Origin of the sequence: Streptomyces sp. NPDC018029 (assembly GCF_044327655.1) — a bacterium.
In the GTDB taxonomy this organism is placed as follows: Bacteria; Actinomycetota; Actinomycetes; order Streptomycetales; family Streptomycetaceae; genus Streptomyces.
Window position 1 is genome coordinate 472516 of the sequence record NZ_JBIRFV010000002.1, and the last position, 21585, is coordinate 494100.

Sequence of the window (21585 nt, forward strand, 5' to 3'; positions counted from 1 at the left end):
TCGGGGGAAAGATCGGTACGGGATAGGCTCAGAACGGATCGTTATCAATCGGCGGGGAGGGCGCATGGCGCCGGATACGGTCAGCCTGCGGTACTTCCTGGTGCTGGCGCAGGAGTTGAACTTCACCCGCGCGGCCGCTCGGATCGGTATCGCACAGCCCGCACTCAGCGCCCGGATACGCCGACTGGAAACGGAGCTCGGTACCCCGCTGCTGGTCCGCACCACGCGGAGCGTCGTATTGACCACGGCCGGTGCGGCGTTGGCGGAGTCCGCGCCGCCCGCGCTGGCGGCGCTGGACCGGGCATGGGACACCGCCCGGAGCGCGGCGGCCGGTGAACTGGGCACGCTGCGCATCGGATACAGCCTCAGCACCGGAGCCGAGACCACACCGGTCCTGGTGGACAAGCTGATGCACAGCAGTCCCGGACTCGAGGTCGACGCGGCCCCGATGGCGACGCCCGAGATCTCCCCCGCCGTTGCCGAGGGCCGCATCGATGCCGGGATCACCCGTGGCGAACAGCCGGGCCGCGGCGTACGCCGCTACCTGCTGCGGCGCGCGCGGATCGGCGTCCAGCTGGCGCAGCACCATCCGCTGGCCGAGCACCCGGAGATCGAGATCGCCGACGCGGCCGCGTATCCGTTGCGCCTCCCCCACCGTGCGGCCAACCCCGTCATCCACGACCAGCTGTCCGCGGTGTTCCGCGACATCCGGCCACATCCCCAATTCCTCACGCCCACAGTCTCTTTCGACATGTCACAGCGTGACCTGCGCGACGGGCGCACCCTCGCCCCGGCCGGCGAGGCCGCCGCCACGGCACCACCGCCCGGCATCACCTGGCGCCCGCTGCACGGCGCACCCAGCCTGACCATCCACCTGGTCCTCCCACGCGAACAGTCGCCACTGCACCGCCGCGTCCGTGCCGTCGCCAAAACCGTGGCGCACGAGCTGCACTGGCTGACGGGCTGACGGAGCCGTAGCGGCCCAGGGCGTTGAGGTTCTTGGGCTTCAGCGGGGCAGCACGTACCCGGTGTCGTGGGGCACCGGCGGGGATCAGAGACTGGGTCTCAGGTCGCCGCGTCGCCCAGGGCGTCCAGTACCGGGCGGATCAGCGGGTGGTCCTCCGCGCCGCACCGGACCGCCGCGAAGACGCGGCGCGTGGGGGCCACGCCCTCCACCGGGCGTACCACCGCCCCCGACACGTCCATGCCGCGCAGGGCCGAGCGGGGTACGAGGGCGACTCCCGCACCCGCCGACGCGAGGGCCACCACCGCCCTGAAGTCGTCCGACCAGTGCTCCAGCATGGGCTGGAAGCCGGCCTGCTCGCAGGCGAGGACGACCACGTCGTGGCAGGGGTTGCCCGCGAAGGGGCCGATCCAGGCGTCCTTCGCGAGCTCGGCGAGGGCCACCCGTTCCGCGTCCGCGAGGCGGTGGCCGAGTGGGAGCACCGCGTCGAAGGGTTCGGCGTAGAGCGGTACGCGAGTGAGCCGCGGGTCGTCCGCGCCCGGCGCGCCCCGGTACTCGACGGCTACGGCCACGTCCACCTGCCGGTCGAGGACCATCGGCAGGCTCGCGTCGCCCTCCGCGTCCTGGACGCGGACCCGGATACCGGGCGCGGAGTCGGCGAGGCGGGCCAGGGCGGGGGCGACGACCAGGCCGATGCCGGTGGCGAAGGCCGCGACGGTCACGGTGCCTGCCTCGCCGGAGCTGTACGCGGCGAGCTCCGCCTCGGCGCGCTCCAGCTGGGCCAGGACCGCGTTGGTGTGCGTGAGCAGGATCTCGCCCGCCGCCGTCAGCCGTACGCCGCGCGCGGAACGCTCGACCAGACGGTGGCCCGTCTCCTGCTCCAGGGCGGTGAGCTGCTGGGAGACGGCGGAGGGGGTGAGGTAGAGCGCGGCGGCGGCGGCCGTGACCGTGCGGTGGTCGGCCACGGCACGGAGGATGTGCAGGCGCCGGGCTTCGATCATGCACTGATTCTCCCCTACGGGGGGCTCATCCGTTCTTGGGGGGCGGCCCCTCGCCGGTCGGGGGCTCGCCCTTGCGCAGGGGGCGGTGGGCTCCCCCCTCGCCGATGGGGCACAGGGAGGGGGCGTCCACCGGCCGGTGGGGGCTTGGCGCGCCGTTCCCCGCGCCCCCTGGCAGGGCTTCACCCCCGCCGGGGTCTCCCCCGTCCCGGGGGGGGGTGCTCCCCTCGCCGCTGGGGCGGAGGCGTAGGGGCGTCCACGGGCCGGTGGGGGCTGAGCGCGCAGTTCCCCGCGCCCCTCCTGGCGGGGCTGCGCCCCCGCCAAGGAATCTCGGCCGGCCCGGCGAGGGGACGTCCCACTCGCCGCTGGGGCGGAGGCGTAGGGGCGTCCACCGGCCGGTGGGGGCTGAGCGCGCAGTTCCCCGCGCCCCTGGGGCGGGGGCTGCGCCCCGCCCCCCCGTCGCGGGCCGACCGCCCAGAGAGGCAAGCGCCATCCAGGCCCCTCAAGGCCCGAGCCCCCTACCCCTCCAGCTCAGCCCGCGCAGCGACAAACGCGTCTACCGCGCGGTTGACGTCCTCCGTGGAGTGCGCCGCGGACAGTTGGACTCGGATGCGGGCCGCGCCCTGGGGGACCACCGGGTAGGAGAAGCCGATCACGTAGACGCCCCGGTCCAGGAGGAGTTCGGCCATGCGGGCTGCCACGGCCGCGTCGCCGATCATGACCGGGGCGATCGCGTGGTCGCCGGGCAGGACGTCGAAGCCCTCCTCCGTCATGCGGGAGCGGAAGAGCGCCGTGTTCGCGGCGAGGCGCTCGCGCAGGTCGTCCGCCGACTCCAGGAGGTCGAGGACCTTGAGGGAGGCCGCGGCGATCACCGGGGCGAGGGTGTTCGAGAAGAGGTACGGGCGCGAGCGCTGGCGCAGCAGGGCGACGATCTCGGCGCGGGCCGCGACGTAGCCGCCCGAAGCGCCGCCGAGCGCCTTGCCCAGCGTGCCCGTGATGATGTCGACGCGGTCCATGACGCCGTGCAGTTCGGGAGTGCCGCGGCCGCCGGGGCCCACGAAGCCCACAGCGTGCGAGTCGTCGACCATGACCATGGCGTCGTACCGGTCGGCGAGGTCGCAGATCTCCTGGAGCGGGGCGACGTAGCCGTCCATGGAGAAGACGCCGTCGGTGACGATCAGCTTCCGGCGCGCACCGCCCTCGGACGCCTCCTTCAGCTGCTGCTCCAGGTCCGCCATGTCGCGGTTGGCGTAGCGGAAGCGGCGCGCCTTGGAGAGGCGGATGCCGTCGATGATCGAGGCGTGGTTCAGGGCGTCGGAGATGACCGCGTCCTCCGCGCCGAGCAGCGTCTCGAAGACGCCTCCGTTGGCGTCGAAGCAGGAGGAGTAGAGGATCGTGTCCTCTTGGCCGAGGAAGGCGGAGAGGCGCGCTTCCAGCTCCTTGTGGACCTCCTGCGTGCCGCAGATGAAGCGGACGGAGGCCATGCCGTAGCCCCAGCGGTCGAGCGCCTCGTGCGCGGCGGCGACGACCTCGGGGTGGTCGGCGAGGCCGAGGTAGTTGTTCGCGCAGAAGTTGAGGACCTCGCCGGGGCGGCCCCCCGCGGTGACCGCCACCGTCGCGGACTGCGGGGTGCCGATGACGCGCTCGGGCTTGTGCAGCCCCGCTGCGACGATCTCGTCGAGGGTGGCCTGGAGGTCTTCGCGTACGGAGTCGAACATGCGTGTTCCTTAGGAGATGGGGAGTTCAGGGGCTGGACCGGTGCGAAGGGCCGTGCGTAAGGCGGCGGTCAGGCGGTCCAGTCGAGGATGACCTTGCCGCCGCGGCCGCTCGCCGCGTCGTCGAATGCCGCCTCGAAGTCGCGGTGGCCGTACCGGCCGGTGATGACGGGGGCCAGGTCGAGGCCGCCTTCGAGCAGCACCGACATCGCGTACCAGGTCTCGTACATCTCGCGGCCGTAGATGCCCTTGATGGTGATCATCGAGGTGACGATCCGCGACCAGTCGACGGCGAACTCCTCGGCGGGCAGGCCGAGCATGGCGATCTTGCCGCCGTGGGTCATGTTGGCGACCATGTCGCGCATCGCGCGCGGGTTGCCGGACATCTCCAGGCCGACGTCGAAGCCCTCGCGGAGGCCGAGCTCGCGCTGGCCGTCGGCGATCGTCGACTGCGCCACGTTCAGCGCGAGGCTCGCGCCGATCTTGCGGGCCAGCTCCAGGCGCTCCTCGCTGACGTCGGTGATCACGACGTTGCGGGCGCCCGCGTGGCGCGCGACGGCGGCGGCCATCAGGCCGATCGGGCCCGCCCCGGTGATCAGTACGTCCTCGCCGACCAGCGGGAACGACAGGGCCGTGTGCACGGCGTTGCCGAACGGGTCGAAGATCGCGGCCACGTCCAGGTCGACGGGGACGCGGTGCACCCACACGTTCGACGCGGGGAGCGCGACGTACTCCGCGAAGGCGCCGTCCCGCCCGACCCCGAGGCCGACCGTGGCGCGGCACAGGTGGCGCCGCCCGGCCAGGCAGTTGCGGCACTTGCCGCACACCAGGTGGCCCTCGCCGCTGACGAGGTCGCCGGCCTTGATGTCGGCGACATCACGGCCGGTCTCCACGACCTCGCCGACGAACTCGTGCCCGACCACGAGCGGCGCGGTGATCGTCTGCTGCGCCCAGCCGTCCCAGGACCGGATGTGCAGGTCGGTACCGCAGATCCCGGTGCGGAGCACCTTGATGAGGACGTCTCCGTGGCCGATGACCGGCTCCGGCACGTCCTTCAGGCTGAGACCCGGCTCTGCCTTCTCCTTGACCAGCGCCTTCACGGCCACGGCTCCCGTCGTACGTCGCTTCTTCCCCCGACGACACAGGAATCTTCCCTACGGCGGCGCCCCGGTCCATCGAGGATTTCTTAAGCGCCGCCGCAGCTTTCCTTCAAACCTGTGGGTCGGCGGGTCCGACCGCGCTCGAAGTAGAAGCAGGGGATCAGCTGCTGAACGTCCTCGACCCGTCCTGGACATCCTCGACGTCGAGGAGGGGGCGAGGGGCGAGGGTCGAGGGGTGCCTCAGCGTAGTAATCGGTTACTTCTTCTGTTCATGACCCGGAGCGTCGCGCTCTTGGGCTTTCCTCCCACCTCCTGGAGTCACGGGGGAGAAAGGCCATAGAAAACCGTCCCGAACCCTTGCGCGTCATAGCAACCGCTTACATGCTGTCGCGGAATCGGCTCACCCGGAACGCCCCGACACCTCTGGGAGTTCGCATGCCCACGCCCGACTCCTGCTCCTCCTCCGCGCCCCGCCGTCGCACACTCCTCATCGCGGGCGCCGCGTCCGCCCTCGTACCGCCGGTCGCGGGCGGCACCGCATGGGCCGCACCGGCCGGGAGCGCGCCCGAAGAGGCGTACGACACGCTGCTCGCCCGCGCCGCCACGCAGCTCACCGGCGGTGGCTTCGACGCCTCGGACCCGGACTTCGCCGCGGCCCTGAAAGTCCTGGACGCCCAGGCGTCGGGCTGGTGGCGGCAGTTGGACCGGTCGGCGGGCCGGACCGCGCTGTGGCCCGACCTCTCCCCCGCCTCGGACCCCGGCAACTTCGGCCAGAGCTACACCCGTCTGCGTACCCTCGCGACGGCCTGGGCCACCCCCGGCACCTCGCTCAGCGGCAGCGCGGAGACCGTCGACATCCTGCTCGACGCGCTGCGCTTCCTGCGCTCCACCGGCTACCGTCCCGACCGCCCGGAGTCCGGCAACTGGTGGTTCTGGGAGATCGGCGCGCCCCGAGCGCTCATGGACACGTGCGTGCTGCTGCGGGCCCGCATGCCCGCCGACGACCTGGCCGCGTACACGGCGACGGTCGCGAAGTTCTGCCCGGACCCGGACCGCCGCACCAACTCCCCCTCGCTCGCCGAAACCGGTGCCAACCGCGCCGACAAGGCCGTGATCGTGGCCCTGCGCGGCCTGCTCACCCGGGACACCGCCACGGTGGCGCTGGCCCGCGACGGCCTCTCCGACCGCCGGGACGGCGGCAGGAACAGCCTTTTCCAGTACGTCACTTCGGGGGACGGCTTCTACGAGGACGGGTCGTTCGTGCAGCACGGTTCCGTCGCGTACACGGGAACGTACGGCAGTGTCCTGCTCGGCGCGGCGGGCCAGCTGATCGCGCTCCTCGCGGACTCCCCGTGGGCGGTCACCGATCCGAAGACGTCCGTGCTCTACGAGGCCGTGGACCGGACGTTCGCGCCGGTGGTCTTCGACGGGCTGATGATGGACGCGGTGCGCGGCCGGGCGATATCCAGGGAGAAGGCGCGGGACCACAACGACGGGGCGGCGGCGCTCTCGCACATCCTGCAGCTGGCTTCGGGCGCGCCGACCGCGTACGCGCGGCGCTGGCGGGCCCTCGCCAAGGGTTGGATTCGCCGCAACACAACCACCCCGTACCTGCGTCTCGTGGGCATTCCCGCTCTGGTCCGCGCCAAGGCCGTCCTCGACGACGGGTCGGTGCCGGCCGCGGACCGGCTCACGGGGCACTTCGTCTTCGCCGGCATGGACCGGGTGGTGCACCGGCGGCCCGGCTGGGCCTTCACCCTGTCGCTCTCGTCGAAGCGCGTCGCCGCGTACGAGGCGGGCAACGGCGAGAACCTGCACGGCTGGTACACCGGCGACGGCATGACCTATCTGTACGACGGCGACGACCTCGGGCAGTTCGGCGACGCCTTCTGGGCGACCGTCGATCCGTACCGCCTGCCGGGCACGACCGTGGACACCCGGGCCCGCGCCGACATCGGCACGGGCAGCGGCACGAGCACGTACCGTCCGAAGAACGCCGTGGCGGGCGGCGCGGCCCTGGACTCCCGGCACGGCGCCGCGGCCATGGAACTGATCGCCGACGGCAGCACCTTGCGGGCCCGCAAGGCGTGGTTCTTCCTCGACAACGCCGTCGTCGCGCTCGGCGCGGACATCGGCGCGAGCGACGGGCGCACGATCGAGACGGTCGTCGAGAACCGCAATCTGCACGCCGACGGGCCGGTGCGGCGGCTGACCGTCGACGGCCGCCGGCAGCCGGACCACGACGGCTGGTCCGCCCGGCTCGGCGCTGCCCGGTGGGCGCACCTGGACGGCACCGGCGGCTACGTCTTCCCCGACTTCCCCGGCCGCGTCGGCGACCCGGGCCTGCGCGCGCTGCGCGAGGAGCGCGTCGGCGCGTGGCGGGACATCAACACCGGCGCCGACACAGGGGGGAGCGCCTCACCGGTGCGGCGCCGCTATCTGACTCTCTGGCTCGACCACGGGGTGTCCCCCGCCTCCGCCTCGTACGCCTACGTCCTGCTGCCCGGCGCGAGTGCGGCGGCGACGGCGGCCTGGGCGCAGGGCCGGCCCGTGCGGGTCGTGGCCAACGACGCGACCGTGCAGGCCGTCGAGGCCCGGCGGGACGGGGTACTCGCGGCGCACTTCTGGGGCCACGGCCGGGCCGGGGGCCTCACGTCGTCCGGGCCTTGCACGGTGCTTGTGCGCCGCGGGCGCGGAGGCGTGTCCGTGGCCGTCGCCGATCCCGGCCGCACGGGGACGACAGTGAGCGTCGAACTTCCCTTCGGCGTGCGGGAGGTGGTCCGTGCCGATGACACGGTGACGGTCGTGCCGGGGTCCCGGCCCGTCGTCACCGTGCGGGTGGGCGGTTCCCGGGGCCGCACGCACACGGCGGAACTCGCCTGACCCCTGGGGCGCTCCCGCCGGTCCGGCGTTTGCGGGAGCGTCGTCCTCCCGGCTCAGATCGGTGAGCAGTCGGCCTTGTCCGTCCATCCCGCCGCGCACCGGTAGAGGGTGAAGGGTGTGTTGTAGCCGTGGGCGGCACCCAGTTGGTTGTACTCGGTCACGGTGACGCGCTGGGCCACGTAGTGGTCGGTCGCTGTGCCCATGACGCTGTCGGAGTACGGCGGAGTCGTGCTTGTCGGCGTCGGCGTAGGCGTCGGCGTAGGCGTCGGCGGGTTGCTGTCGTCGATGTCCCAGAAGCGGACGAGGTGGTACGCGGAGCAGATGTTCACGTCCAGGATGTAGGAGACCGCCGAACCGCACTGGGCCGGGCCCGTCCCGGGGTCGATGGGGTGGCCGTGTCCCATGCCGGTGATGTCGTAGGTCTCCACCGTGCCGCCGTAGACCCGGTGGGGGTACCCCGCGACCTTGTCGGTGGTGTCCGGTGTCTGATCGGTGCCGTTGGCGTCGGTGAACTGCTCCATGATCTCGGTGGCGTTCATCGGTTTCACCGTCGCATCCGAAGTGCCGTGCCAGATCGAGACCTTCGGGCGCGGCCCGGAGTACGACGGGAAGGCGGCCCTGACCTTGTCGCCCCACTCCTTGGGGGACTTGCCGACGCCGGGGCTCATGCAACTGTAGGCAGAGGCAACGGAGTTGGCGCAGCCGTAGGGCAGTCCGGCGATCACTCCCCCGCCGGAGAAGACGTCGGGGTAGGCCGCCAGCATGGCGGAGGTCATCCCGCCTCCCGCGGAGAGGCCGCTGACGTACGCCTTGGTCGAACCCTCGTCCTCCTTCGTGCGGTCGACCATCTGCTTGATCGACAGTGCTTCTCCCGAGCCTCACCGTGTGTCGCCGGACTCGAACCAGTTGAAGCAGGAGTTCGCGTTGTTGGCGCTCTGTTGCTGCGGGAAGACGACGGAGAACTTGTACTGGTCGGCCAGCTCGGTCCAGCCGGTGCCTGCCGCGTAGCCGGAGGCGTTCTGGGTGCAGCCGTGCATGGCCACCACGACAGGGCGCCCGCTGGGCAGTCCCACGGGCACGTAACGGAACATGCGCAGGTTGCCCGGGTTGGAACCGAAGCCCGTCACTTCCTGGGGTGTGCCCGCCGCGCGGGCCGGGCCTGAGGTGGCCACGATGGACAGCGCGGCCAGCAGCAGGACGGCGAGTCCCGCGGCCGGTCCGGCGGCGCGTGCCGCGACCGGTCGGCGGCGGACGGTGGCTGGGGCATGGGACATGGGGGGGCCTCCGTATTCGAGTTCTGCGATGACCGCGTGCGCTGACCGATCCCGCTGCGGCCTTCACGAGGTGGTGTGGAGGTTAGGGGCGCACGTGACGGCTGCGCCCCGGGTGGGGCCGCCACAATGCCGATCGCCCGAGTGGTGTCGAGCCACACGCACCGCCCCGGCTGCGCAAAGACGTCTCAGCGACGGTCGTGAGGCGCGGCTCGGCGCCTGTCGTCCCAGTGGTACGCAGAGTGCGGCTCAGCGATCAGGAGCAAGTGCCGTCGGTGGTACGGATCCTGTGGTCGCTCAGGCGGTGCAGGCGCAGGGCCAGCTGTAGTTCGAGGGCCCTGGTGGGGGCGTTCCAGTCGGGGCCGAGGAGTTGGGCGACGCGGTCCAGGCGCTGGACCACGGTGTTGACGTGCACGTGCAGGGCGTCCTTGGCCTTGGACAGGCTCGCGCCATGGGTGTAGTAGGCGTCGAGCGTCTGCGTCAGCTCGGTGCCACGCTGCTGGTCGTACGCGAGGACGGGGCCGAGGTAGCGCTGGACGAAGCCGTTGATGTCGGACCGGTCGCCGAGCAGGACGCCCAGGAAACCCAGTCCGGCGATGTCGCTGCCGTCTCCGGTGCGGCCCAGGGCGTGCAGGGCGGTCAGGCAGCGGCCGGCTTCCGTGTAGGTGTCCGGGAGTCGTTCGGGGCCGGTGACCGGTCCCGCGGATCCCACGGTCACCGGCGTACCGGCGGCCTTCCCGAGTTCAGCGGCCAGTTCGGCGGCGAGTGTCCCGGGGTCGGATGACGGTACGAGCAGGACGATGTGGCCGTCGTGGATTCCCGCGAGCCCGTCCAGCGACCGGGCGCGGCGGACGGTTTCCGCGAACAGGTGGGAGCGCGGTTCGCTGTCCGTGTCCAGGGCCAGGACGGCATGGGGCCGGGAGAGGTTGATGCCGAGCTTGCGGGCGCGCAGGGTCAGGCTTCCGCTGTCGTGGCGGTCGCCGGGGCGGTGGCGGGTGAGCAGGTCGTCGAGGAGTTCGCCGCGCACGCGGTGCTCCGCGTCGGCCATGGTGCGGCGCAGGAGCAGGAGGAGGGCGGCGACCAGGGCGGCGCGTTCGAACAGGCGCCGGTCGGCGTCGGTCAGGTCCGCGCGGCCGGTGAGGACGATGCTGCCGAGGAGCTCGGAGCCGGCCAGCACGGCGCAGACCCAGGTGCCGTCCACCGGGACGGCGCGGCCGCCGGTGCGGGAGGCCGTGATGCCCTGCGGCGAGGGGGTGAGGGGGTCGGTGCCGGCGCGGGCCATTTCGGTGCCGTCGGTGTCGTGGAGGGCGAGGCCGCCGCCGAGCAGCGCGGCGATCTCACGGACCAGATCGTCGACGGTCGCGCCGCGCAGGACCAGGTCGGTGAGCCGGTCGTGGGCGTCGGCGGCACGGCGCAGGGCGATGCTGTGGGCCCGGGCTGTTTCGTTGGCCGTGTTCAGGTCGACCAGGGCGGAGCGGGTCTCCTCCAGCATGCGTGCGCTGTCGATGGCGACCGCGGCGTGGTCGGCGAGCGACGTGAGGAGCGCGATGGCTTCCGGCGGGAAGTCACGTGGGCTGCGGTCCGCGGCGAAGAGCACGCCGATGACGCGTTTGCCGACGCGCAGGGGCACGCCGAGGATGCCGCCGAGCCCTTCTTCCAGCACCGCTTCATCGATGGGGCGGGTGTGCTTGAAGCGGGGGTCGGTCTGGTAGTCGGCGCTGGTGTAGGGGCGGGCGGTCTGGGCGACCAGGCCGCCGAGGCCCTCGCCCATGCCCAGGCGCAGTTGCTGGAAGCGGGCCGATACCGAGCCGTCGGTGACACGCATGTACGTGTCTTTGGCGACGGGGTCGTTGAGGGTGAGGTAGGCGGCGTCGGTGCCGAGGAGGGTTCTGGCCCGGTGGACGATGGCGCGCAGGACGGCGTCCAGGTCGCGCAGGGCCGCGAGGTCGCTGGCGGTGTCGAAGAGCGCGGCCAGCTCGGCCTCGCGCCTGCGGTGCTGGTCGAGGGTGCGGCGGATCTCCAGCGCGATCCGGGTGGCGTCGTCCAGGAGGGACCGCTCCTCGGGCGGGAGCTGTGCGGTGGAGGCGTCGCCCGAGGGACGGGTGAACTGGTCGGCGGGTGCTCCGGAGGCCAGCAGGGTGAGCAGTCGTCTGAGGGCCGCCATCGCGCTGTGAGCCGCTGCGCGGTACGTGCGGTCGCTCATGGTGGTCATGATGGCATTCCTTCCCTCCGGGCGGGGGCTCCGGACACGTGCGGGCCGGGCCCGGCCGGGCGGGAGAGGGCGCCCGGCCGATTGCCCGTATGTTCGCTGCCCGGTCGGGCGGGCGAGGCTCGTCGGATCAGACCCTGTCGGCGCCGACGGGTGGGGACACCTCGTGGCGGGCCTGCTCTGTGCCGTCGGGGGTCATGGCGACGGTCAGGTCCCGGCCGCGTGTTTCCCTGGCGAGGGCGACGGTGATGGTGGTGACGACCGCGGCCAGGCAGAGGTACCAGGCGACGGGGGTGGCGGAGTCGTACTCCTTGAGCAGCTCGACCGCGATGATCGGTGCCAGTGCGCCGGCCACGATGGAGGCGAGCTGCGAGCCCATGGAGGCGCCGGAGTAGCGGACCTTGGTGTCGAACATCTCGGAGATGAAGGCGGCCTGGGGGCCGTACATGGCGCCGTGCAGCAGCAGGCCGATGGTCACCGCGAAAGTGATCACGGCGAAGGACTTGGAGTCGAGCAGGGCGAAGAAGGCGAAGGCCCACAAGGCCATGCCCGCCGAGCCGATGAGGGTGACCGGCCTGCGGCCGATGCGGTCGGAGAGCGCGCCCCACAGGGGGATGGTGACGAAGTGGACGGCCGAGGCGATCAGGACGGCGTTCAGCGCGGTGCTCTTGGGCAGGTCCAGGTGGTTGGTGACGTAGACGAGGAGGAAGGCGGTGAGCACGTAGTAGGAGATGTTCTCGCCGAACCGGGTGCCGATCGCGGTCAGCACCTCGCGCCAGCTGCGGCGGAACACCTCCACCACCGGCGGCTTCTCCTTGACGCCGCGGGCGGCGTCGGCCTGGGCCTTGGCCTGGGCGGCGAGGAAGACGGGCGACTCGGAGACGGAGATGCGGATCCACAGGCCGATCAGGACCAGGACGCCGGAGAGCAGGAACGGGATGCGCCAGCCCCAGGCCTCGAAGGCCTCCTCGGACTGGACGGCGGCGAGCAGGGCGAGGACGCCGGTGGCCAGGAGGTTGCCGCCCGGCGCTCCCGCCTGCGGCCAGGAGGCCCAGAAACCGCGGCTCTTGTCGCCGCCGTGCTCGGAGACAAGGAGGACCGCACCGCCCCACTCGCCGCCCAGCGCGAAACCCTGGACGAGGCGCAGCACGGTGAGCAGGATCGGCGCGCCGACGCCGATGGTGTCGTAGGTGGGGAGCAGGCCCATGGCGAAGGTGGCCCCGCCCATCATGAGCAGGCTGATGACGAGCAGCTTCTTGCGCCCGATCTTGTCGCCGAAGTGCCCGAAGACCACGCCGCCGAGCGGCCTGGCGGCGAACCCGATCGCGTAGGTGATGAAGGCGATCATGGTGCCGACGAGCGGGTCGGCGGTGGGGAAGAACAGGGTGTTGAACACCAGCGCGGCGGCGGAGCCGTAGAGGAAGAAGTCGTACCACTCGATGGTGGTGCCGATCAGGCTCGCGCTGACGATCCGGGCGATGCCGGGAGAGCTGCCTGGCGCGGTGGGGCCGGTGGCCGGGGCGTCGGACATGTGTCACCAGTTTCGGGAGCGGGGTGGGTGCAGGGACAGGGGTGCGCGGGGCACCGGAGGGCGGCAGGGGGTCAGCTCGCTCCCCAGCCGCCGTCGAGGGGCAGCGAGGCTCCGGTGATGTAGCCGGTGTGCGGCCCGCACAGCCACAGGACGGCGCCGGCGACCTCTTCGGCCTCCAGGAGCCGTTTGAGCGGAGTGCGGGAGAGCAGGACGTCGGAGACGACGTCGTCGGGGCTGATGCCGTGGGCCTCGGCCTGGTCCTGGATCTGGGCTTCCACCAGCGGGGTGCGGACATAGCCGGGGTTCACACAGTTGCTCGTCACCCCGTGCGGGGCGCCCTCGACGGCGGTGACCTTGCTCAGTCCCTCCAAGGCGTGCTTGGCGGCGACGTAGGCGGATTTGTAGGCGCTGGCACGCAGCCCGTGGACGCTGGAGATGTTGATCACCCGGCCCCATCCGTTGGCGTACATGTGCGGCAGCACGCGGCGGATCAGCAGGAACGGGGCGGTGACCATCACCTGCTGCATGAGCGCGAAGCGCTCCGGCGGGAACTCGTGGAGCGGGGCGACGTGCTGCAGCCCGGCGTTGTTGACCAGGACGTCGATGCCGGAGGGCAACATGTCGATGACGTCCGGGTCGGCCAGGTCGGCGGCGTGTGCCTGCCCCCCGATGGCCTCGGCGACTGTCTTGGCCTTCTCGGCGTCCAGGTCGACCACGTGGACTTCCGCGCCGGCGACGGCGAGCGCGGCGGCGCATGCCAGGCCGATGCCGCTGCCACCGCCGGTCACCAGTGCCACGCGCCCGGACAAGTCCGCGCCGCGGGCCGTCGAAGAGAGCGAAGCTACCAGCGCCGAGGGGTGTGAGGATGCGAATTCGCTGGTCATGGCCGGAAACAGTAGAGAAACCTGACCGGCTCTCCTATGGCAGCGAACACCACAATGCCTCGCCCAAGAGTGGCGGACTCTCCCATGTCCACGCCTGAAGTGGAACTCGGTCCGCGGTGCTCCGCTGACGTCCGGTACGCGCGGTGCGCTCCCCCACTGGGGAGGCGCTCGGTATGTGAGTGAGAACCATGGTGAGGGATGCTCCGAGGTTCTTAGGCTCAGCGCCGAGTTGGCCGAGCAGGCAGCAACGGTCGTCCACACGTCGGGTTCTGGACGAGCCGGACCGACCGCCTGCAGTGGAGCGCTGGGAGAAGTCGAATGGGTCTGGACAAAACAGTTGCGAGCGTCGCCGAGGCGGTGAGAGGGATCCCCGACGGGGCGTCCCTCGCCGTCGGCGGATTCGGTCTGTGCGGCATACCGAGCGCGTTGATCGACGCGCTGCTGCACGAGGGCGCTTCCCGGCTGCGGATCGTCTCCAACAACTGCGGTGTGGACGACTGGGGGCTCGGCCTGCTCCTGCGGGCGGGCCGGATCGCCCGGATGACCAGCTCGTACGTGGGAGAGAACAAGGAATTCGCCCGGCAGTACCTCAGCGGGGAGCTGGAGGTGGAGCTGGTGCCCCAGGGCACCCTCGCCGAGCGGCTGCGCGCCGGGGGCGCGGGCATCCCCGCCTTCTACACACCGGCCGGCGCCGGAACCCAGATCGCCGAGGGCGGACTGCCCTGGCGCTACGGTCCGGACGGCACCGTCGTCGTCGCCTCACCGCCCAAGGAGAGCCGCGTCTTCGACGGCACCGAGTACCTGCTGGAAGAGAGCATCACCACCGACTACGCACTGGTGCGAGCCACCCTCGGCGACCGCCACGGCAACCTGGTCTTCCACTCCTCCGCCCGCAACTTCAACCCCCTCGCGGCGATGGCCGGCCAGGTCACCGTCGCCGAGGTCGAGCACCTGGTCGAACCCGGCGAGCTGGACCCGGACGAGGTCCACCTGCCCGGTGTGTTCGTCCAGAGCGTGGTCCGCGTCCACCCCGGCGACCCCGCAGCCCAGCGGCGCATCGAACGCCGCACTGTCCGTACCCAGCAGGAAGTCGGTGCCTGACATGGCGCTCACCCGTGAGCAGCTGGCCGCCCGGGCCGCCCGGGAACTGATCGACGGCACGTACGTCAACCTCGGCATCGGGCTGCCCACCCTCATCCCCAACTATCTGCCGCCCGGGGTCGAAGTGGTCCTCCAGTCGGAGAACGGCATCCTCGGCGTCGGCCCCTACCCGACCGAGGACGAACTCGACAGCGACCTCATCAACGCGGGCAAGGAAACAGTGACCACGCTGCCGGGCGCCTCGTTCTTCGACTCCGCGCTCTCCTTCGGCATGATCCGCGGCGGCCACATCGACACCGCCGTCCTCGGCGCCATGCAGGTCTCCGCCACCGGCGACCTCGCCAACTGGATGATCCCCGGCAAGATGGTCAAGGGCATGGGCGGCGCCATGGACCTGGTGCACGGAGCCCGCCGGGTCATCGTCCTCATGGAGCACACGGCCAAGGACGGCGGCCCCAAGCTCGTCGAGAAGTGCACGCTGCCGCTCACCGGCCGCGGCGTGGTCCAGCGCGTCATCACCGACCTCGCCGTCCTCGACGTCACGCCCGACGGCTTCGAGCTGGTGGAACTCGCGCCCGACGTGACGGTCCAGGACGTCGAAGCGGCGACGGCCGCCAAGCTGACCGTGCCCGCTCGGCTCATGGCGCCCACCGGCGCCTGACCGGACAGAGTGAAGTGCTCTGCCGCCGGGCCGAACGCGGCCTCTGAGCCCGGGGCCGGCCGCCGTCAGATCCCGCCCTCCTCACGCCGGTGGATCTGCTCGACCAGCTCCGCGGCCATGCGCTTGATCGTGTCGAGCCCCGCCCTGCCCCAGGGGCGCGGCTCGACATCGACGACGCAGACCGTGCCGAGCGCCATCCCCGTACGGTCGATCAGCGGCGCGCCCAGATAGGAGCGGATGCCGATCTCCTCCACCACGGGGTTGCCCGCGAACCGCGGATAGTCGCGGACGTCCTCCAGGACGAGGGCCTTGCGGCGCACCACGACGTGCGGGCAGTACCCGTGATCGCGGGCCATGTAGCGGCCCGTGACTCCGGCCGGGCGCTCCGGAGTGTGCAGGCCCGCGAAGAACTGTCCGTGCTCGTCGATGAAGTTGACCATCGAGTAGGGCGCCGCGGTCAACTCGGCGAGCCGGTCCGCGAAGACGTCGAAGGCCGGTTCGGGACGCTGCCCGATGCCCAGCCCGCGTAGCCGCCGCACCCGCGCCGGAGCCTCCGTGTCCACCGGGGTGAGCAGCAGCCGCCCTGTCGGGTCGTGTGTCACGTGTGTGCTCCGTGGCTGGCCGCCGGGGCGTGGTTGAGGAGGTGCTTGACGAGGATGAGGAGGGTCTGGATGCCGGAGCTGGAGATCCGCGCGTCACAGCGCACGACCGGCACTTGGGGATCGAGGTCGATGGCGGACCGCACCTCCTCGGGTTCGTAGCGGTGGGCGCCGTCGAACTCGTTGATCGCCACGATGAACCCCATGCCGCGCTGCTCGAAGAAGTCCACGGCGGCGAAGCAGTCCTCAAGGCGCCGGGTGTCGGCGAGGACCACCGCGCCGAGGGCTCCTTCGGAGAGTTCGTCCCACATGAACCAGAACCGCTCCTGGCCGGGCGTGCCGAAGAGGTACAGCACGTGCTGCGGATCGAGGGTGATCCGCCCGAAGTCCATGGCGACGGTCGTCGTGGTCTTGTTCTCCACGCCGGACAGGTCGTCGGTGGCCTCGCTGACCGTGGTGAGCAGCTCCTCGGTGCTCAGCGGAGCGATCTCGCTGACCGCGCCCACGAAGGTCGTCTTGCCGACCCCGAAACCACCCGCGACCAAGATTTTCAGTGCGGTGGGGAAGGGGTCAGAGCTGTCGTCGTAATCCATCGAGCACTGCCTCCAACAGGGACCGGTCAGTCGGGTTGTGGTACAAGTCCGGGGCCTTCTGGGTGAGGGCCCCGCAGTCGAGGAGATCCGAGAGGATCACTTTGGCCACGACCGCGGGCAGCCTCAGCTGCGCCGCGATCTCGGCGACGGAGGTGGGCGCGTCGCACAGGCCGAGGGCCGTGGCGTGCTCGGGCCCGAGGTAGCCGAGCGGAAGGGCGCCGGTCGCCATCACCAGGGAGAGCAGGTCGAGTTGGCTGGTCGGTCTGGTCCGTCCGTTGCTGACGGTGTAGGGACGGACGAGCCGTCCCGCTGCGTCGTCGAGCCAGGGCCCGTCGTGCGGGGCCGCCACCCTCAACGCCTCATCGGCGCGGGTTCGCCGGCCGGCTGCCGGGGGGCGGTGATCAGGTACGGCCGTACGCTCTTGACCAGCATCGCCATCTCGTAGCCGAGGACGGCCGCGTCGGCCTCACGGCCGGCGAGCACGGCCAGACAGGTGCCCGACCCCGCGGTGGAGACGAACAGGAGCGTGGAGTCCAGTTCCACGACGACCTGGCGGACGTCGCCGCCGTCGCCGAAGCGGATGCCCGCGCTGCGCCCGAGCGAGTAGAGCCCCGAGGCGAGGGCCGCCATGTGGTCGGCGCTGTCCGGGTCGAGGCCGTGCACCGACTTCACGAGTCCGTCGGAGGAGAGCAGGACAGCGCTGTGGGTGTGCGGCACACGCTGCACGAGGCCGCTCATCAGCCAGTCGAGATCGGATACATGGCCGGTCGGCGCATCGCTCGCCATGGTGGATCGACTCCTTGAGGTACGGACGTACGTAGGTCTGCGGGGGCAGGGGCGGGGGTGGTCGGCCGGGGCCCGGCCCGGGGTGCTGGTCAGGCGCCGGGTCCCGGCCCGTCGTGCGGGGCGTCGGCCGGGCGCTCCCGCGAGGTGGGATCACGCGCGTCCTGCGCCTGGGCGAGGCCGATGCCCCGCTGGAACGCGGCCATCAGGCCCGGGTCGTGGCCGACGACCTGGTCGGGATCCGGGGCCGGCCGCGGCGCCGGTGAGTCCCGCAGCTGGGGTGCGATGTGTTCCTGGGCGCGCCGTTTGGGGAGCCGGGGCCTTTCGACGCGGCCGCGCACGGCGCCGTTGCGCGGGATCGGCGGTGCCGCCGCGTGCTCGGCGGCGGCCTGCCGGTCCTCGGGCCGGATGCCGGGCGTCGCGTCGGCGGGCGTCGGCCGGTCCTCGCGCGCGCCGCGCACGGGGAGGGGGGCGGGCCGGGTGCCGTTCGCGGGGCGGGGGCGGGGCGGCACGGGGGCGGGTTCGGGGGCGGACGCGGGGTGGGGCTCGGTTCGGGGCGCGAGGTGGGGTTCGGTGCGCGGCGCGGGGTCGGGCTGGGTTCGGGACGCGGGGTGGGGTTCGGTGCGCGGCGCGGGGTGAGGGTCGGTGCGCGGCGCAGGGTCAGGATCGGTTCGCGGCGCAGGGTCGGGCTGGGTTCGCGGGGCGGGGTGGGGTTCGGTTCGCGGCGCGGGGTCAGGCTGGGTTCGCGGGGCGGGGTCGGGCTGGGTTCGGGGGGCGAGGTGGGGGTCGGTTCGGGGATCGGGCAGCGCTGCACCCGGCGCTTCACCCCGTGCGCCGCCCTGTACGACTTCTCGTACGTGCCCGGCGGCGCCCAGCGACGCCGCTTCGGCGGCCGGTCGGCGCCGGGTGACCTGCACCGCCTGCTGCTCGGCGCCCAACAGCTCCTGCGGCAGGATCAGTACGGCCTGGACACCGCCGTAGATGTTGGTCTGCAGCCGCACCGCGACACCGTGCCTGCGGGCGAGCGCGGAGACCACGTAGAGCCCGATGCGGCCGTCCTGCAGCAGGCTCGCGACGTTGACCTGGTCGGGGTCGGTGAGCAGCCGGTTCATCTTCGTCTGCTCGGCGAGGGGCATGCCGAGGCCCCGGTCCTCGACCTCCACGGCGAGCCCGGCGGTCACGAGGTTGGCGCGGAGCAGGACCTGGGTGTGCGGCGCGGAGAACAACGTGGCGTTCTCGACGAGTTCGGCGAGCAGGTGGATGACGTCGGCGACGGCGTGCCCGCGCAGGGTGCCGTCGATCGGCGGCACCAGCTTGACGCGCGAGTACTGCTCGACCTCCGCGATGGCCGAGCGCATCACCTCGGTCATGGAGACCGGGTTGCTCCACTGGCGGCGCGAGACGGCGCCGCCGAGCACGGCGAGGTTCTCGGCGTGCCGGCGGATGCGGGTCGCGAGGTGGTCGACGTGGAAGAGGCCCTTGAGCAGTTCGGGGTCCTCCACCTCGTTCTCCAGCTCGTCGAGCAGCGCGATCTCGCGGTGCACGAGGGACTGCAGGCGCCGGGCGAGGTTGACGAAGACCTCGACCTTCTGTTCGCTGCCCGCGTGGCTGGAGAGCTGGGAGGCCTGTACGACGGCGCCGACGGCCACCTCGTGGGCGCGGTTCAGCTCGTCGGCGAGCAGGTCGAACTCGTCGCCGCCGGGCCGCGCCCGGCCCGGTGTGCGGGGAGCCGGGGTGCCGGAGGCCGGGGTGCCGGGGGTCGGCGGCTGGTCGCCACGGCGCAGCTGTTCGACGACGCCGCGCAGTTCGGTCTGGCTGCGCGCGGTGGCGCGACGCAGCGCGCCGACGCGGTCGCGCACGGACCTGGCGGCGCGCTCGGCGGCGACAGCGGCGAGCACGATGCCCACGAGGCCGACCAGCGCGGCGGCGGTGAGGACGGCGAGCAGGGCGGGACTCGGCCGGGAGCCGGTCGAGCGGAGGGTGAACAGCACGGCCGCGCAGGCGCTCAGGCCCACGGCGACGGCCGGCAGCACGGCGATCCGCAGGAGCTGCGGGCGTATGTGCGTCTCGGGCAGTGCGGCGGCGGTCCGGCTGCCGGGCCTGCCGTGCCGGCCGCCCTCACGGCGGTCTGCGCGGGCGGCCGGTGCGCGTAGGTGAGACATCTTCGTCCTCGGTACGTTGCGACGAGGGTCCGGCGGTCGGCCCGACTCCTCTTTGCGGCGTGGTTGCGGCATCGCCGTGCCGGCCGGCAGGTCGCGACGTCAGCACTGTGTCGTCATCCCTGCGTCGCCCGACGGCCACTCACGGTAGTCGGCAACGCATCACGTGCGGTGGGCAGTTGACAAAGTCAGCGGGGCAGCGTCCCGCTCTGGTATGACGCCTCGTACAGGGGTCCGATTACCGTCGAACGCGAGACCGATGTACGGATGGCCCCCCTGCTGTAATGACCGAATGCACCTCAACCCTTACGGCGCGGACGCCGTGAACCTGGCCGCCGACCTCGCCAACTCCCGCCCGGTCAGCGCGGAGGAGCTCGCGGACCGCTGCCGTGCCGCCGGTCTCACACTCGAACGCCCGGTCGACGCGGACGACTTGGCGCGCGCCCAAGAAGCCCTGGACGCCTGGGAGAAGGTCGTCGACGCCACCGCCGAGAGCGAACGCGCCGAACTGGTCAACGCCATGCTGGCGGCGGCCACCGCCCACCCGCGGCTGACCGACCACGCGGGCAGCGGCTGGCACCTGCACTACCGGGAGGACCGGCAGCCGCTCGGCGCCCTGCTGTTCTCGCTGATCTCCGTCGGCACCGCGCTGCACCTGGCGGGGCGGGGCATGCACCGGCTGCGGCGGTGCGCCGTGGCCGAGTGCACCACGATCTTCGCCGACACCTCACGCACCGGACGGCAGCGCTACTGCTCCCAGCGGTGCGCGAACCGTGACGCGGTCCGCAGACACCGCGCCCGAACGGCCTGAGCCGCCCCGCTGTCCGCCTGCCCGCCTATCCACCTGCCCGCCTATCCGCCTATCCGCCTATCCGCCTATCCGACGGATGTCGTCTCGTGCTCCCCGTTGTCCGCCTTGGGGCCTGCGATCGCGCGGACGACCATGGTCGACGCTCCCGGCCAGCCACCGTCCGGCTCGACGGCGACGCCGCGCCACCACAGCGTGCCGGGCAAGGACCCCGCCCCGGGCTCGAAGGGCTCGCCGGGGCAGGGCAGCGCGATGGTGGCGTCCGCGCGGCGCGCCGCGGCGACCGTGCCCTCCCCCGGCTCCGACCAGGCGTGCGGGGCGAGGTTGAACGTCCCCCAGTGGATCGGCAGGAGCACCCCGCGCGGCTCGCCGCCCTGGAGGTCCAGGTGCGCCCGCACGCCCTCTTCGGGCGTCATGTGGATGTCCGGCCAGAACTCGCTGTAGGCACCGATCTGGATCATCGTGAGGTCGAACGGGCCGTGCGCGGCGCCGATGTCCTGGAAACCCTGGAAGTAGCCGGTGTCGCCGCTGTGGTAGACGCGGTGGTCCGACCCCGCCACCACCCAGGACGCCCACAGCGTGTGCTGCTGGTTGCGCAGGCCCCGGCCGCAGAAGTGCCGTGCGGGGGTGGCCGCGAGGGTCAGCCCGGCCACCTTCGCCGTCTCGTGCCAGTCCAGCTCGCGGAGGCGGTCAACCGGCACGCCCCACCGCTCCAGGTGCGCGCCGACGCCGAGCGGCACCGCGAAGACCGTGTCCGTACCGGCCAGCGCCTTGATCGTGGGCATGTCCAGGTGGTCGTAGTGGTCGTGGGAGATCACGACGACGTCGACCGGGCCGAGCGCCTCCAGCGGCACCGGGACAGGGTGCAGCCGCTTGGGCCCGGCGAAGGAGAACGGCGAACACCGCTCGCCCCACACCGGGTCGAAGAGCACCCGCCGCCCGTCGATCTCGACCAGAACGCTGGAGTGGCCCATCCAGGTGACCCGCAGACCGCTGACCGGCGGCTTGGCGAGGTCGGCGAGGGTGGTGGCGTGCACAGGGACGGTGCCGGCCGGCCCGCGGCGTACCCGCTCCTCCTTGCGGAAGTAGACCTTGGCGAACTCCATGGTCGAGCCGGTCGGCCGGGTCCGCGCCCCCACGGGGTTCTGGAAGGACCCCTCGGCCACGGAGAAGTTCGGCGATCTGCGGATCCGGGCCAGCCGGGCACCCGCGGGATCCGCTCCGAAGGCAGCGGACCGCAGCGAGCGCAGCCCGGGAATCAGGGACCGGGACACGGGACCTCCTGAAGGGGGTGGATAGGCCTCCCCATTATGTCCACCGCCTCCG

Annotated in this window: 17 protein-coding genes and 1 pseudogene; 5 read left to right on the forward strand and 13 right to left on the reverse strand. The window is 72.1% G+C overall.

Annotation, left to right across the window (positions count from 1 at the left end; translation table 11 throughout):
- Window positions 1–64 precede the first annotated feature (64 nt).
- Complete coding sequence (locus ACH4D5_RS06280; RefSeq protein ID WP_398299161.1) at window positions 65–967, forward strand: LysR family transcriptional regulator; 903 nt, start codon at window positions 65–67, stop codon at window positions 965–967.
- 98 nt (window positions 968–1065) lie between these two features.
- Here the strand turns inward: ACH4D5_RS06280 and ACH4D5_RS06285 are convergent, their stop codons facing one another.
- The 3 genes from ACH4D5_RS06285 to tdh all read right to left on the reverse strand — a co-directional run bounded on the left by ACH4D5_RS06285 (window position 1066) and on the right by tdh (window position 4777).
- Window positions 1066–1965, reverse strand: a complete 900-nt coding sequence (locus ACH4D5_RS06285) for a LysR family transcriptional regulator (protein ID WP_398299163.1) — start codon at window positions 1963–1965, stop codon at window positions 1066–1068.
- 515 nt (window positions 1966–2480) lie between these two features.
- Complete coding sequence (locus tag ACH4D5_RS06290) at window positions 2481–3680, reverse strand: glycine C-acetyltransferase (RefSeq protein WP_398299165.1); 1200 nt, start codon at window positions 3678–3680, stop codon at window positions 2481–2483.
- Between the two features lie 68 nt (window positions 3681–3748).
- Window positions 3749–4777, reverse strand: a complete 1029-nt coding sequence (gene tdh / locus ACH4D5_RS06295; RefSeq protein WP_398299969.1) for an L-threonine 3-dehydrogenase — start codon at window positions 4775–4777, stop codon at window positions 3749–3751.
- A 435-nt stretch (window positions 4778–5212) separates the two neighbouring features.
- On the opposite strand from tdh, the gene ACH4D5_RS06300 reads away from it, so the two are divergent.
- Complete coding sequence (locus ACH4D5_RS06300) at window positions 5213–7660, forward strand: polysaccharide lyase 8 family protein (RefSeq protein WP_398299166.1); 2448 nt, start codon at window positions 5213–5215, stop codon at window positions 7658–7660.
- A gap of 53 nt (window positions 7661–7713) precedes the next feature.
- Here the strand turns inward: ACH4D5_RS06300 and ACH4D5_RS06305 are convergent.
- From ACH4D5_RS06305 to ACH4D5_RS06320, 4 genes and pseudogenes are all read right to left on the reverse strand, one after another.
- Window positions 7714–8934: pseudogene (locus ACH4D5_RS06305) on the reverse strand (alpha/beta hydrolase family esterase).
- Between the two features lie 253 nt (window positions 8935–9187).
- Window positions 9188–11134: a helix-turn-helix domain-containing protein gene (locus tag ACH4D5_RS06310; protein ID WP_398299971.1), complete on the reverse strand. Its 1947-nt coding sequence runs from the start codon at window positions 11132–11134 to the stop codon at window positions 9188–9190.
- 136 nt (window positions 11135–11270) lie between these two features.
- Window positions 11271–12671 carry an MFS transporter gene (locus ACH4D5_RS06315; RefSeq protein WP_398299168.1) on the reverse strand — a complete coding sequence of 467 codons (1401 nt, stop codon included), beginning with the start codon at window positions 12669–12671 and terminating at the stop codon, window positions 11271–11273.
- A gap of 71 nt (window positions 12672–12742) precedes the next feature.
- The gene (locus ACH4D5_RS06320; protein WP_398299169.1) at window positions 12743–13555 is read right to left on the reverse strand and encodes a 3-hydroxybutyrate dehydrogenase; all 813 of its coding nucleotides are present in this window, start codon (window positions 13553–13555) and stop codon (window positions 12743–12745) included.
- 318 nt (window positions 13556–13873) lie between these two features.
- Between ACH4D5_RS06320 and ACH4D5_RS06325 the strand changes: the two genes are divergently transcribed.
- Both ACH4D5_RS06325 and ACH4D5_RS06330 read left to right on the forward strand, forming a co-directional pair.
- Entirely contained in the window at window positions 13874–14656 is a 783-nt protein-coding gene (locus ACH4D5_RS06325) for a CoA transferase subunit A (protein ID WP_398299171.1), read from the forward strand.
- Window position 14657: 1 nt separating this feature from the next.
- The gene (locus ACH4D5_RS06330; RefSeq protein ID WP_398299173.1) at window positions 14658–15317 is read left to right on the forward strand and encodes a CoA transferase subunit B; all 660 of its coding nucleotides are present in this window, start codon (window positions 14658–14660) and stop codon (window positions 15315–15317) included.
- A gap of 65 nt (window positions 15318–15382) precedes the next feature.
- Here ACH4D5_RS06330 and ACH4D5_RS06335 read toward each other — a convergent pair whose 3' ends face one another.
- From ACH4D5_RS06335 to ACH4D5_RS06355, 5 genes are all read right to left on the reverse strand, one after another.
- The gene (locus tag ACH4D5_RS06335) at window positions 15383–15919 is read right to left on the reverse strand and encodes a GAF domain-containing protein (RefSeq protein WP_398299174.1); all 537 of its coding nucleotides are present in this window, start codon (window positions 15917–15919) and stop codon (window positions 15383–15385) included.
- Entirely contained in the window at window positions 15916–16509 is a 594-nt protein-coding gene (locus ACH4D5_RS06340; protein WP_362998458.1) for an ATP/GTP-binding protein, read from the reverse strand. The genes ACH4D5_RS06335 and ACH4D5_RS06340 overlap by 4 nt, the downstream gene beginning before the upstream one ends.
- On the reverse strand, window positions 16487–16858 hold the full coding sequence (locus ACH4D5_RS06345; RefSeq protein WP_398299176.1) for a DUF742 domain-containing protein: 372 nt from the start codon (window positions 16856–16858) through the stop codon (window positions 16487–16489). The genes ACH4D5_RS06340 and ACH4D5_RS06345 overlap by 23 nt, the downstream gene beginning before the upstream one ends.
- 2 nt (window positions 16859–16860) lie before the next feature.
- Window positions 16861–17295 carry a roadblock/LC7 domain-containing protein gene (locus tag ACH4D5_RS06350; protein ID WP_398299178.1) on the reverse strand — a complete coding sequence of 145 codons (435 nt, stop codon included), beginning with the start codon at window positions 17293–17295 and terminating at the stop codon, window positions 16861–16863.
- An 89-nt stretch (window positions 17296–17384) separates the two neighbouring features.
- Complete coding sequence (locus ACH4D5_RS06355) at window positions 17385–19454, reverse strand: ATP-binding protein (protein WP_398299180.1); 2070 nt, start codon at window positions 19452–19454, stop codon at window positions 17385–17387.
- Window positions 19455–19743: 289 nt separating this feature from the next.
- On the opposite strand from ACH4D5_RS06355, the gene ACH4D5_RS06360 reads away from it, so the two are divergent.
- Entirely contained in the window at window positions 19744–20262 is a 519-nt protein-coding gene (locus ACH4D5_RS06360) for a CGNR zinc finger domain-containing protein (RefSeq protein WP_398299181.1), read from the forward strand.
- A 65-nt stretch (window positions 20263–20327) separates the two neighbouring features.
- Here the strand turns inward: ACH4D5_RS06360 and ACH4D5_RS06365 are convergent, their stop codons facing one another.
- Window positions 20328–21533, reverse strand: a complete 1206-nt coding sequence (locus tag ACH4D5_RS06365; RefSeq protein WP_398299183.1) for an MBL fold metallo-hydrolase — start codon at window positions 21531–21533, stop codon at window positions 20328–20330.
- Window positions 21534–21585: the final 52 nt, after the last annotated feature.